The 13143-nt window shown below is 63.2% G+C and carries 9 protein-coding genes; 7 read left to right on the top strand and 2 right to left on the bottom strand.

Features of this window, described 5'->3' with window-relative positions; translation table 11 throughout:
* Positions 1-37 precede the first annotated feature (37 nt).
* On the bottom strand, positions 38-955 hold the full coding sequence (gene metR, locus M8Q45_RS19020) for a transcriptional regulator MetR (RefSeq protein ID WP_060740854.1): 918 nt from the start codon (positions 953-955) through the stop codon (positions 38-40).
* Between the two features lie 109 nt (positions 956-1064).
* Here metR and metE point away from each other — a divergent pair, with 109 nt between their 5' ends.
* Together metE and M8Q45_RS19010 are read left to right on the top strand one after the other, a co-directional pair.
* Positions 1065-3377 (top strand): 5-methyltetrahydropteroyltriglutamate--homocysteine S-methyltransferase, encoded by a 2313-nt coding sequence (gene metE / locus M8Q45_RS19015; RefSeq protein WP_249875961.1) that lies wholly within the window; start codon positions 1065-1067, stop codon positions 3375-3377.
* 236 nt (positions 3378-3613) lie between these two features.
* Entirely contained in the window at positions 3614-4633 is a 1020-nt protein-coding gene (locus M8Q45_RS19010; RefSeq protein WP_249875960.1) for an alpha/beta fold hydrolase, read from the top strand.
* Between the two features lie 198 nt (positions 4634-4831).
* Here M8Q45_RS19010 and M8Q45_RS19005 read toward each other — a convergent pair whose 3' ends face one another.
* Positions 4832-5713 (bottom strand): LysR substrate-binding domain-containing protein, encoded by an 882-nt coding sequence (locus M8Q45_RS19005; protein WP_249875959.1) that lies wholly within the window; start codon positions 5711-5713, stop codon positions 4832-4834.
* Between the two features lie 159 nt (positions 5714-5872).
* Here M8Q45_RS19005 and M8Q45_RS19000 point away from each other — a divergent pair, with 159 nt between their 5' ends.
* From M8Q45_RS19000 to M8Q45_RS18975, 5 genes are all read left to right on the top strand, one after another.
* The gene (locus M8Q45_RS19000) at positions 5873-7510 is read left to right on the top strand and encodes a 5-guanidino-2-oxopentanoate decarboxylase (protein ID WP_249877355.1); all 1638 of its coding nucleotides are present in this window, start codon (positions 5873-5875) and stop codon (positions 7508-7510) included.
* The gene (locus tag M8Q45_RS18995; protein ID WP_249875958.1) at positions 7507-8955 is read left to right on the top strand and encodes an aldehyde dehydrogenase family protein; all 1449 of its coding nucleotides are present in this window, start codon (positions 7507-7509) and stop codon (positions 8953-8955) included. Before M8Q45_RS19000 ends, M8Q45_RS18995 begins: the two co-directional genes overlap by 4 nt.
* Before the next feature lie 216 nt (positions 8956-9171).
* Positions 9172-10275 (top strand): ABC transporter substrate-binding protein, encoded by a 1104-nt coding sequence (locus M8Q45_RS18990; protein WP_249875957.1) that lies wholly within the window; start codon positions 9172-9174, stop codon positions 10273-10275.
* 1111 nt (positions 10276-11386) lie between these two features.
* Positions 11387-12295: an ABC transporter permease gene (locus M8Q45_RS18980; RefSeq protein ID WP_249875956.1), complete on the top strand. Its 909-nt coding sequence runs from the start codon at positions 11387-11389 to the stop codon at positions 12293-12295.
* Positions 12292-13140 carry an ABC transporter permease gene (locus tag M8Q45_RS18975; protein ID WP_249875955.1) on the top strand — a complete coding sequence of 283 codons (849 nt, stop codon included), beginning with the start codon at positions 12292-12294 and terminating at the stop codon, positions 13138-13140. The genes M8Q45_RS18980 and M8Q45_RS18975 overlap by 4 nt, the downstream gene beginning before the upstream one ends.
* Positions 13141-13143: the final 3 nt, after the last annotated feature.

Below are 13143 nucleotides of genomic sequence, written 5' to 3'. Positions count from 1 at the left end.
AAGATCGCAGCCTCGCTTCGCTCGGCAGCTCCTACGGTCAGCGCACCGCGCTGACACCGTCGAGGGTGGAAAACGACGTGTCCTTCGCCGTCAGCAGGAAATCGCGCATATACGGCGCATCCAGCATGTCGGTCCGCACCGCCGCATAGAGCGTGGCGAACAAGCCTTTCTCCCCCAGCCGCTTGGCCTTCACGTAGCCCCGCGAGCTGTATTCGTGCAGCGCCCAATGCGGCATGCCGCAGACACCCCGGCCGCTGGCGACCAGTTGCATCATCATCACCGTCAGCTCGGACGTGCGGACCTGGGCCGGTTCGATGTCGGCCGGTTCCAGGAAGCGAGTGAAGATGTCCAGGCGATCGCGCTCCACTGGGTAAGTGATGAGGGTTTCGCTGATCAAGTCTTCGGGCACGATGTATGGCTTGCCTGCCAGCCGATGCTGGTTGGCAACGGCGAGCATCGCTTCGTAGGTGAACAGCGGCACGTAGGTGATGCCAGCAAGTTCCAGCGGGTCGGACGTCACCACCAGGTCCAGGTCGCCACGGGCCAGGGCCGGCAGCGGGGCGAAGGCGAAGCCCGAGGCCAGGTCCAATTCCACTTCCGGCCAGGCATCGCGGAACTGGTCGATGGTCGGCATCAGCCATTGGAAGCAGCTATGGCATTCGATGGCCATGTGCAGGCGTCCGGCGGTGCCGCCTGCCAGCCGTGCAATGTCCCGTTCGGCGCTGCGCAGCAACGGCAAGGCGGCGTCGGCCAGTTGCAGCAGGCGCAGGCCGGCGCTGGTGAAACGGACCGGTTTGGTCTTGCGCACGAACAACTGCATGCCCAGGCGCTCTTCCAATTCCTTGAATTGGTGCGACAGCGCGGACTGGGTCAGGTGCAAGCGTTCGGCGGCTTCCACCAGGCTGTCGGCTTCGCGCAAGGCATGCAGCGTCTTCAGATGACGGAGTTCAAGCACCGGGGTTGCTCCATGAATAAAACTTGTGATCAACACGAAAAGGTTGAGTTTGTCTCATGTGGGGCTGGCTGTCGACAATGGCGCCATCTTTTACAGAAGGACATTCACCATGGCCCTGGCCCATACCCTCGGTTTTCCCCGCATCGGCGCCGACCGCGAATTGAAGAAAGCCCTCGAAGCCTATTGGAAAGGCGACCTGGCCCCGACCGCTTTGCAAGCCGTTGGGCGTGAACTGCGGGCCCGGCACTGGCAATTGCAGAAAGACACCGGCATCGACCTGCTGCCGGTGGGCGACTTTGCCTGGTACGACCAAGTGCTCAGCCACAGCTTGACGCTGGGCGCCGTCCCGCCACGTTTCCACGGCACCCTGGATGACCAGGGCCGGCCGACGCTCGATACCCTGTTCGCCATGGCCCGTGGCGCCACGACCCGTTGCTGCGGTGCCGGTCACGGTCAGGCGCCGTACGCCCAGGAGCTGACCAAGTGGTTCGACACCAACTATCACTACCTGGTCCCGGAGTTTTCCGCCGACCAGGCCTTCACCCTGAGCTGGGAGCAGTTGTTCGACGAAGTCGACGAAGCCCACGCCCTCGGGCATCGGGTCAAACCGGTGATCATCGGCCCGCTGACTTACCTGTGGCTGGGCAAGGCCAAGGGCGACGACTTCGACAAGCTCGACCTGCTGGAGCGCCTGCTGCCGGTCTACGGTGAGATCCTCAATCGCCTCAAGGCCCAGGGCGTGGAGTGGGTGCAGATCGATGAGCCGATTCTTACCCTTGACCTGCCACTGGTCTGGAAAAGCGCCTTCGAGCGCGCTTATCACATCCTCCAGTACTCGCCGCTGAAAAAACTGGTGGCGACCTATTTCAGTGGCCTGGAAGACAACCTCGGCCTGGCGGTGAGCCTGCCGGTGGACGGCTTGCACATCGACGCGGTGCGCGCCCCGGAACAATTGGGGCAAGTGCTGGACCGCCTGCCGACCTACAAGATTCTCTCGGTGGGCCTGGTCAACGGTCGCAACGTCTGGCGTTGTGAGTTGGAGCAGGCGCTGGCGCAGTTGCGACCGGCCCAGGAACGCTTCGGCGACAACCTGTGGGTCAGCACGTCCTGCTCGCTGCTGCACAGCCCGGTGGATCTGGAGCGCGAAGACAAACTCGATCCCGAACTCAAGAGCTGGCTGGCGTTCGCCGTGCAGAAGTGCGGCGAAGTCGCGGTGTTGCGCGATGCGCTGAACGATCCGCAGGCGCCTGGCGTACAGCAGGCGTTGATCCACAGTCGAGCAGTACAGGCCCGCCGCGCGGCCTCGGCGCGTATCCATAAACCCCACGTCCAGGAGCGTCTGGCGGCGATCCGGCCACAGGACAGCCAACGGCGCTCGCCGTTTGCCAAGCGCATCGAGCAACAGCGTGTGCGGCTCAAGCTGCCAGCGTTTCCCACCACCTCCATTGGCTCCTTCCCACAGACCCCGGCGATTCGCCTGGCGCGCCAGGCCTACAAGCAAGGCACGCTGTCGGCCAACGATTACCAGGACGCGATGCACACCGAAATCCGCCACGCGGTGCAGATCCAGGAACGCCTGGGCCTGGATGTATTGGTGCATGGCGAGGCCGAGCGCAACGACATGGTGGAGTATTTCGCCGAACAACTGGATGGCTACGCTTTCACCCGTTTCGGCTGGGTACAGAGCTATGGCTCGCGGTGTGTGAAACCGGCGATCATCTTTGGCGACATCAGCCGGCCCGAGGCGATGACGGTCGATTGGATTCGCTACGCGCAAGGTCTCACCGACAAACCCATGAAAGGCATGCTCACCGGCCCCGTGACCATGCTGATGTGGTCCTTCCCCCGGGAGGACGTGTCACGCAAAACCCAGGCTCGACAGTTGGCCCTGGCCTTGCGCGACGAAGTGCTGGACCTGGAAAAAGCCGGGATCGCTATTGTGCAAATCGACGAAGCGGCCTTTCGCGAAGGCTTGCCGCTGCGGCGCGGGCACTGGCAGGAATACCTCGACTGGGCCGTGGAAGCGTTCCGCCTGAGCGCGTCGGGCGTGAGCGATGAGACCCAGATCCACACCCACATGTGCTACAGCGAATTCAATGACGTGATCAAGGCGATCGCCGACATGGACGCCGATGTCATCACCGTCGAAACCTCGCGTTCGGACATGGAATTGCTCGATGCATTCGAAGCGTTCGACTACCCCAACGACATCGGCCCGGGCGTCTACGACATTCACTCGCCACGGGTGCCGGACACCGCGGAAATGGTGGCGCTGATGCGCAAGGCCGTGCAGCGCATCCCCGCCGAACGGTTGTGGGTCAACCCCGATTGCGGGTTGAAGACCCGGGCGTGGCCGGAGACGGAAGCGGCGTTGGTGAACATGGTGGCGGCGGCGCGGCAGTTGCGCACAGGAACTGCGTAGGCGCTGCGTAGGAGCTGTGTAGGAGCTGTGTAGGAGCTGCCGAGCGAAGCGAGGCTGCGATCTTTCGCAGACAATTGAGTCCTAAGGGAAAAAACAGCCGATCAGGATCAAAAGATCGCAGCCTTCGGCAGCTCCTACGCAATCTTCATCAAACTGTCACGCAACTGTGGCAGCGCGCTTGAACAAACTTCATCAGACTCGCGCTCTACTGGGGTTCTGCGTTTTGGTGTTTCTTCATGCGTGTATTCATTTTCCTGGCCGCGTTGTTGTGCGGCTTGCCGTCGTTGGCGGCTTCTCGTTGTGATGTCAATGTCGCGACCCAACGGGTCGACCTGGACCAGGTAAGCCTGGCGTACCAGAGCATCGGGCGTGCCTCCGACCCGGCGTTGTTGCTGGTGATGGGCTTGGGCGGGCAGTTGATCCACTGGCCGGACGAAGTGGTGGTGGCGCTGTGTGAACAGGGTTTCCGGGTGATCCGCTATGACAACCGGGACGTGGGCCTGTCCGCCTGGCGCCAGGCGCCCGGCAGCGCCAACCTGACGTTCGAGGCCCTGCGCTACAAACTCGGCCTGCCGGTGGCCGCGCCTTATTCATTGACCGACATGGCCGCCGATGGCCTGGGCTTGATGGACGCTCTGCACGTGCAAAGCTTCCACGTACTGGGTGTCAGCATGGGGGGCATGATCGCCCAGCACATGGCCGCCATGGCGCCCGGGCGTGTCGAGAGCCTGACGCTGATCATGACCACTTCAGGCGCGCAAGGCTTGCCGGCGCCCAGTGAAACGTTGGTGCAATTGTTGTCGCGGCGCAGCGCACCGAATCGCGAGGTGGCGCTGGAGCAGCAGGCGGACTTGCTCGCCGCATTGGGCAGCCCGATGGTGGTAGATGATCGGCAGGTCTTGCTGCACCAGGCTGCGGTCGCCTACGACCGGGCCTTCAACCCCGAGGGTGTGAAGCGCCAGATCATGGCGATCATGGCCGAGCCGAGCCGGGTGGCGCTGCTCAACCAGTTGCAGGTGCCGACCCTGGTCGTCCATGGCACCGCCGATCCGTTGTTGCCGGTGATGCATGGCGTGCACCTCGCGGCGCATATTCGCGGCAGCCAGTTGAAGCTGATCCCAGGCCTGGCCCATCGCTTTCAGGAAGCCTTCAAGGCGCCGCTGCTGGGGGCGGTGTTGCCGTATCTGCAACAGCATCGCGAAGACACCTCGCACTGGGCGCAGATCGAACCGGTGCAGGCGCCGAATTTACTTTGATACACCGAAGTTTGCCTGGCTTTTGTGGCGAGGGAGCTTGCTCCCGCTGGGTTCTGTAGGAGCTGGCGAAGGCTCGGGCCGCGTTCGGACGATCTTTCGCTCTTGATTCAATGGGTTGTGGAGAGATCGCAGCCTCGCTTCGCTCGACAGCTCCTACACAGCCCAGCGGGAGCAAGCTCCCTCGCCACAAAAGCACCTTCAACGCGCCCGGGCCTGCTCCACCAACCACCCCATCAACGCCTGCAACGGCCCCGACACCTCGGGTTTGCGCGGGTACACCAAGTGATAGCCCAACCCGGTCCTGACCTTCAGTTCAAACGGCATCACCAGCCGGCCGGCGCTGAGGTCTTCGCCGATCAGCGACCAGTCGCCAATCGCCACGCCCGTGCCTTGGGAGGCCATGGACATCGCCAGGTCCAGGGTTTCGAAATGCTGGCCCTTGCTGACGTTGCTCAGGTGCACGTCGGCCGCCGCCAGCCAGGCATTCCAGTCGCGCTCGTCGGCGGTGGGGTGCAGGAGCAAATGTTGTTGCAGATCGATGGGTGAATCCAGCGGGACCGGACCTTCCAGCAAAGGGCGCGAGCACACCGGAGTCAGCTGCTCGTCGAACAAGTGCAGGCAGTCAAGCGAGGCGTCGGGTGGCGGGCCGTAGATCACCGCGGCGTCGAACGCCTCACGCTGGAAATCCACGCCGTGGCGGACCGTGGTGGTCAGTTCCACCGGCACGTCCGGGCGCTCCTTCTGCCATTGCAACAGGCGCGGCAGCAGCCAGCGCATCACACAGGTAGGAGCCTTGAGCTGGAGGGTCTGGCGCTTCTCGCCGATCTGCTCGACCGCCTCGCCGATCAGGCTGAACACCTGCTGCACCCGGGGCAGCCACGCCAGGCCCTCGGCGGTCAGGCTCAAGCCGCGTGCCTGGCGCTGGAACAGCGCATAACCCAAATGATCTTCCAGCCCGGCGATCTGCCGGCTCACCGCGCCCTGGGTGATGTGCAGCTGTTCGGCGGCGCGGGTGAAGTTGCAGCATTGGGCCGTGATCAGAAACGTGTGCAGTGTCGGCAGCGGAGGAAGTCGTTTCATTTGGATCCAAGCCATGACGTGAGGACATGGCTAGTATGACTTTTTATCCATTGTTGCCGCTACGGCCTGACCGTTCCAATAACGCCATTCCCTCAGAACAAAAGGGGCCCGCCAGGTGACGTGCGGGGCTCTCTTGAAGACAAGAAAAAGGCAATGGCAATGGCGACGTGCGGCGAAGTGTTGGTCAAGTTACTCGAAGGCTATGGCGTGGAGCAGGTGTTCGGCATTCCCGGCGTGCACACCGTCGAGTTGTACCGCGGGCTGGCCCGTTCCAGCATCCGCCATGTGACGCCGCGTCATGAACAGGGCGCCGGTTTCATGGCCGACGGTTATGCCCGGGTCAGCGGCAAGCCGGGCGTGTGCTTCATCATCACCGGTCCTGGCATGACCAACATCACCACCGCCATGGGCCAGGCCTACGCCGATTCGATCCCGATGCTGGTGATCTCCAGCGTGCAGTCGCGCAGTCAGTTGGGCGGCGGGCGCGGCAAGCTCCATGAACTGCCGAACCAGGGCGCGCTGGTGGGTGGTGTGGCGGCGTTTTCCCACACGCTGATGTCGGCCGGCGAATTGCCCGGCGTGCTGGCCCGCGCCTTTGCGTTGTTCCAGGCCGGGCGGCCGCGACCGGTGCACATCGAGATTCCGCTGGATGTGCTCGTCGAGGAGGCCGATGACTTGCTCGCCAGCACGCCGGTGAACATCCATCGTGCCGGGGCCGCGCCCAGTGCCGTGGAGCAAATGGCGGCCCTGCTGGCGACGGCTCGGCGCCCGTTGGTACTTGCCGGCGGCGGTGCGCTGGACGCCGGGGTCGAATTGACTGAACTGGTTGAACGCCTCGGCGCTCCCGTGGCGTTGACCATCAATGCCAAGGGCCTGCTGCCGTCTCGCCATCCGTTGCTGATCGGCTCGACCCAGAGCCTGGTCGCCACCCGGGCCCTGGTGGCCGAAGCCGATGTGGTGCTGGCGATCGGCACCGAACTGGCCGAGACCGATTACGACATCACTTTCGCCGGTGGCTTCGAGATTCCCGGCGCGTTGTTGCGCATCGACATCGATCCCGACCAGACCGTGCGCAACTACCCACCAAAACTGGCGCTGGTGGCCGACGCCCAAAATGCCGCCCGGGCATTGCTCGATGCATTGAACCGTCGCGTGCCCGGCGCGGGCGACGACAATTGGGGCGCGGTTCGTGTCGAACGGCTGCGGGTTGAACTCGATCAGCAATGGGACGTCCCGACCCGCGCCCAGACGGTGTTTCTCGACACGGTATTGCAGGCATTGCCCGACGCGGTGTTCGTCGGCGATTCCACCCAGCCGGTCTACACCGGCAACCTCACCTTCAATCCCGAACGCCCGCGCCGCTGGTTCAACTCGTCCACCGGCTACGGCACCCTCGGCTACGCATTGCCGGCGACGATCGGCGCCTGGCTTGGCGGTGTCGACAACGGTCATGGTCGCCCGCCCGTGGTGTGCCTGATCGGTGACGGTGGGTTGCAGTTCACCCTGCCGGAACTGGCCAGCGCCGTGGAAGCGCGCACGCCAGTGATCGTGCTGCTGTGGAATAACCAGGGCTACGAAGAGATCAAGAAATACATGGTCAACCGCGCCATCGAGCCGGTGGGCGTGGACATCTACACGCCGGATTTCATTGGTGTCGCCAAGGCCTTGGGCTGCGTTGCCGAAGCCGTCGATGGCGTGACGCAACTGCATACCGCTTTACTCGCCGCTTGCGACCGGCAGGGTCCGACATTGATTGAAATCGACCAGGCGAACTGGATGGCGCAGGTGGCGAAATGAATTTCCCTACGACGCAAGACGGGCTGTACATCAATGGCGAATGGTTGGCCGGTGCTCAACCGTTGCGAGTGATCAACCCGGCGACCGAGGCACTGCTGACCACGGTGTATGGCGGTGACGAGCCTGTCGTTGATCAAGCCTTGGCGGCCGCTACCCAGGCGTTCGGCCCATGGTCAAGCACCTCGGGCGCCGAGCGTGGCGCGCTGCTGCGCCGTATCGCTGCCGGCGTGCGGGATGCTCGTGAGCGGCTGATGCATTTGCAATCGAGCAACAACGGCAAGCCGCTGTTCGAAGCGGCCATCGATGTCGACGATGTGGTCGCGACATTCGAATATTACGCCGGCTTGGCCGAAGAACTGGACGCCCGCCAGGACAGCCCATTGGCGTTGCCCAGCGATGATTTCAACGCACGCATCCGCCGAGAGCCTTGCGGTGTGGTCGGCTTGATCGTGCCGTGGAATTTCCCGATGGTCACCACCGCCTGGAAACTCGCCCCGGCGTTGGCCGCCGGCTGCTGCGTGGTGCTCAAGCCTTCGGAAGTCACGCCGTTGCCGGAGCTGGAACTGGCCTCGATCATCGCCGGATGCGGCTTGCCCGATGGTGTGTTCAACCTGGTCTGTGGCACGGGCCTGGCCGTTGGTGCGCCGCTGGCGTCGGACCCGCGGGTGGCGAAGATTTCCTTCACCGGCAGCAACGCGGTGGGCGTGCAAGTGATGCAACGGGCGGCGGAAACGGTGAAGGGCGTGAGCCTGGAACTGGGGGGCAAATCGTCCTTGCTGGTACTGGCCGACGCCGACCTCGACCTGGCGGTGGAACTGGCCTGCGGTGGTGGTTTCTTCAATGCCGGGCAGATGTGTTCGGCCACCACTCGGGTGTTGGTCGCCGATGAGTTGGCCGATGAGTTCCTGCAACGGCTCAAGGCGCGGACCGAGGCGATCCGCGTGGCCGATCCATTCGATCCCGCTGTGGAGATGGGCGCGCTGGTCAACCAGGCGCAGTACCAGCGGGTGCTGGGGCACATCGATCGCGGCTTGAGCGCCGGGGCGACGCTGGTCTGCGGTGGTCAACGACCTGCGCACCTGTCGCGCGGCTTTTTTTTACAGCCGACCCTCTTCACCAACGTGCCCTTGGACAGTGCGTTGTGGTGCGAAGAGATTTTCGGGCCGGTGCTGTGCGTGCGCAGTTTCAGCTCCCAGGAGGAGGCGATTGCCCTGGCCAACGACAGCCGTTTCGGGTTGGTGGCCAGCGTGGTTGGCCGCGATGTCGAGGCGGCCGGGAAGGTCGCCGATGCCTTGCAGGCGGGGCTGGTGTGGATCAACGCCCCGCAAGTGATTTTTCCCCAGGCCGCTTGGGGCGGTTACAAGCAGAGCAGCCTGGGCCGTGAGTTGGGGCCTTGGGGGCTGGCCGCGTTCCAGGAAATCAAGCACGTGATCCGGGCCGTCTGACGGCCCGTTATTCGGTCACGCATGCCTCGAAAAAAGGCATGCGCCACGGACATGGCTCCAATGAGTTTTTTTCGATAGTCAGGGATTTTGCACAACCTCAGGATGGCCGCAGACAGCGGCGAAGCCCTTGCAATACGGGGCTTTGGCCGTCGTTGAACGGTGCGGGCGCAACAGGTTTTACCCACCTCATACCTAGAAGAACAAAGGGAGTCCTCCATGGGCGAGCATGATCTGAACAGACGTCAATTCATCAAGACCGCGAGTGTGGTGTCGGTCGCGGCGGCCGCCATGAGCGTGCCTTTCATCAGTGCCCGGGCCAGCGACACGCGGTTTGTCGGCAAGACCCTGCGCCTGTTGACCTGGTCCGATGACACCGGGTTGGCCGCGCTGCGCAATATCGCTGCGACGTTCGAGGCCAAGACCGGGGCCAAGGTCATTGCCGACCGCACCGGCAGCACCTCGGAAATGGTCGCCAAGCTCAAGGCCGGTGGCGACCGCCCGCAGTACGACATCATCACCCTCGCGGGCGTGGGTGCCGAGGGCCTGGCCGCCGCCGGGTTGCTGGAAAAACCTGACCTCAATCGCATTCCCAACCTGGTCGACGTACCGGCTCAATACCGCACGGGCGCAGGCGGGCATGGCATCGGTTACCTGTTGTGGTGCAACAGCCTGGTCTACAGCACTCGCACCTTGAAGCAGGCGCCGGACAGCTACGCCGCGCTGTGGGATGCGGAGCTGGCGCCGAATATCTTCCTGCCGCCGCCGAACTGGACCGAGGCCATGGACCTGATCATCATCGCCGCGAAGCTGGCCGGCGGTGACGAACACAACATCGAGCCCGGGTTCAAGAAACTCGCGGAGCTCAAGGACCGGGTGATGACTCTCGGCGAGAACCCCAACCAGATCGCCGAACTGTTCCGCACCGGTTCCCTGGACATGGGCGGGTTGTACGCGCCGGCGTTCTTCCCCAAGCAGATCCGCGACCCGGCCTATGGCCTCGGCGCGACGTTCGGCATGAAGGAAGGTTTCTACACCGACCTGATGCTCTCGGTCATGCCGAAAAACCGCCCGGGCGATACCGACCTGGCCTACGCCTTCATCGACCACTCCCTTGACCCGCTGGTGCAGGGCAAGATGGCCGAAGACATCTTCAACGGCCCGGTCAACGCCAAGGCCATCATCTCCGCCGAAGCGCGCAAGAGCCCGTACATCCTCACGCCCGAGCAAATCGCCGACAAGGCAATCATGCACGACAACGCCTTCCTCGCCACGGTGCATGACCAGTGGATCCGCCGGTACACGGAAATCTTCTCCTCCTGATTGCAACCCATAAACCCATGAAGGAGCGAGCCTGCTCGCGAAAGCGGTGGGTCAGTTGATGGGGATGTTGGCTGTGCTGCCGTCTTCGCGAGCAAGCTCGCTCCCACAGGGATTGGGGTGTGCTCGGATTTTGCGGCACACCGAAGACCTGAGTGTGGGAGCGAGCTTGCTCGCGAAGGCGGTGGGTCAGTTGATGGGGATGTTGGTTGTGCTGCCGTCTTCGCGAGCAAGCTCGCTCCCACAGGGATTGGGGTGTGCTCCGGATTGGTGGCATACCGAAGACCTGAGTGTGGGAGCGAGCTTGCTCGCGAAAGCGGTGGGTCAGTTGATGGGGATGTTGGCTGTGCTGCCGTCTTCGCGAGCAAGCTCGCTCCCACAAGGGATTGGGGTGTGCTCCGGACTGGTGGCACACCGAAGACCTGAGTGTGGGAGCGAGCTTGCTCGCGAAAGCGGTGGGTCAGTTGATGGGGATGTTGGTTGTGCTGCCGTCTTCGCGAGCAAGCTCGCTCCCACAGGGATTGGGGTGTGCTCCGGATTGGTGGCATACCGAAGACCTGAGTGTGGGAGCGAGCTTGCTCGCGAAGGCGGTGGGTCAGTTGATGGGGATGTTGGCTGTGCTGCCGTCTTCGCGAGCAAGCTCGCTCCCACAAGGGGTGTGCTCCGGATTGGTGGCATACCGAAGACCTGAGTGTGGGAGCGAGCTTGCTCGCGAAAGCGGTGGGTCAGTTGATGGGGATGTTGGCTGTGCTGCCGTCTTCGCGAGCAAGCTCGCTCCCACAAGGGATTGGGGTGTGCTCCGGATTGGTGGCATACCGAAGACCTGAGTGTGGGAGCGAGCTTGCTCGCGAAAGCGGTGGGTCAGTTGATGGGGATGTTGGTTGTGCTGCCGTCTTCGCGAGCAAGCTCGCTCCCACAAGGGATTGGGGTGTGCTCCGGATTGGTGGCATACCGAAGACCTGAGTGTGGGAGCGAGCTTGCTCGCGAAAGCGGTGGGTCAGTTGATGGGGATGTTGACTGTGCTGTCGTCTTCGCGAGCTGGCTCGCTCCCACAGGGATTGGGTTGTTTTGAGAGTGTATTTGTTCTGTCGTTTTCCACTGACGAGACCTTGCCATGGAACATCAACCGTTAACCCATCCGCAGAGCGTCGCGCCGGCGCGTTCACGGCGCGATATTTCGCCGACGGCGCGCGCATGGTTTTTTCTTTCGCCGTCGATGTTGTTTCTCGGCGTGCTGGTCGCCGCCAGCCTGTTGGTGCTGCGCATGAGCGTCGGCACCAAGGGCGCTGAATGGAGCGGCTTCAGCCTGGCCAGCTATGGGCAGTTGTTGGAGCCTTATTACCTCAAGTCCCTGCTGCTGACCTTGCGCCTGGCGCTGATCAGCGCAGTGATCGCCGTGCTCCTGGCGATTCCCGTCGCCTACACCATGTCGCGGCTGGCTTCGCCGTTGTTGCGACGGGTGTTCCTGGCGGCGGTGCTGTTGCCGTTGTTGGTCAATCTGTTGCTGCAAAGCTATGGTTGGCTGGTCATCCTCGGCCCTGCCGGGATGCTCAATCAGGCATTGATGGGCCTGGGGCTGATCAAGCGTCCGCTCATGCTGCTTTACAACCAGAACGGCGTGCTGATGGGCCTGGTCCAGACCGCATTCCCGCTGGCCGTGCTGCCCATCGCCAGTGCCATGCGTGGTGTTGCCCGCAGTTATGAAGAGGCCGCCGCCACCCTCGGCGCCAGCCGTTTCCAGGTATTCCGCCAAGTGGTGCTGCCCATGAGCCTGCCGGGGATCATCACCGGCGCGACGCTGGTGTTTGCCTACAACGCCAGCAGCTTTGTCGTGCCGCTGCTGTTGGGCGGTAGACGGGTGCCGATGTTGGCGGTGATGGTCCACGATCAGATTGCTCCGCTGATGAACTGGCCCGCCGCTTCTGCCGCCGGTGTGGTGTTGATCGTCACCACGCTGCTGATCATGACCCTTTCCGAGTATTTCACTGGCCGTCGTCGGCGGATGCTGGAGGCTTCGCAATGAGCGTAATGAGTAAAAAACGCCAGGCGTTGTTGCCCGGTGAAACCGGCCGTGTGGCGGGGCTGCTGTCAGGTTTCATCCTGCTGCTGGCGGTGCTGCCGATCCTGACCATGATCGTCATGTCCTTCAGCGGCGCGGCGAACCTGGACTTTCCACCGAGCAGCTACAGCCTGCAATGGTACAGGGCGGCCTGGCACACCTTCGTCTCGCCGGACGCCAGCGATGTGCTGAGCCTGGGCCAGGCCATGGGCACCAGCCTGTTGGTGGCCTGCCTGACGATGATCTTCGCCACGCTGATCGCCGTGCCGGCGGCCTACGCCCTGACCCGTTGCGAGTTCCGTGGCAAGGCCGTGGCGCTGCAACTGATGTCGCTGCCGCTGGTGTTTCCCATGGTGGTGCTCGGCTTGGCGTTGCTGCTGGTATTCGACAGCCTGCCGTTCCAGATGAGCACCTCGCGGTTAGTGATCGCCCACGTGATCCTGGCCCTGCCGTTCGTGGTGAAGAACTGCACCGCCGCCATGCTCGGCATCGGCAACGAAATCGAAGAGGCCGCACGCATGCTCGGCGCGACACCGCGCCGGGCCATCGTCGACGTGGTGGTGCCGTTGATGAAGTCGGGGATTCTCGCCGGGATGCTGCTGGCGTTCATCGTCTCGTTCAACGAATTCACCGTGACCTATTTCCTCTACACCATCGATGTCATGACCGTGCCGATCTGGATGTACAGCCGCACCGTGTCGTCGCTGGACCCCACCGTTTTTTCGTTTGCCGTGCTCATCGTGCTGATCGACTTCGTGCTGATCTGGGCATTGGAGAAACTGGTGGGCGAGGGCGGTGTTTCCTTTTGATTT

The organism is Pseudomonas sp. T1.Ur (genome assembly GCF_023516725.1).
In the GTDB taxonomy this organism is placed as follows: Bacteria; Pseudomonadota; Gammaproteobacteria; order Pseudomonadales; family Pseudomonadaceae; genus Aquipseudomonas; species Aquipseudomonas alvandae.
The sequence above is the reverse complement of the archived record's forward strand: the minus strand, read 5'-3'. Positions and strand labels throughout refer to the sequence as shown.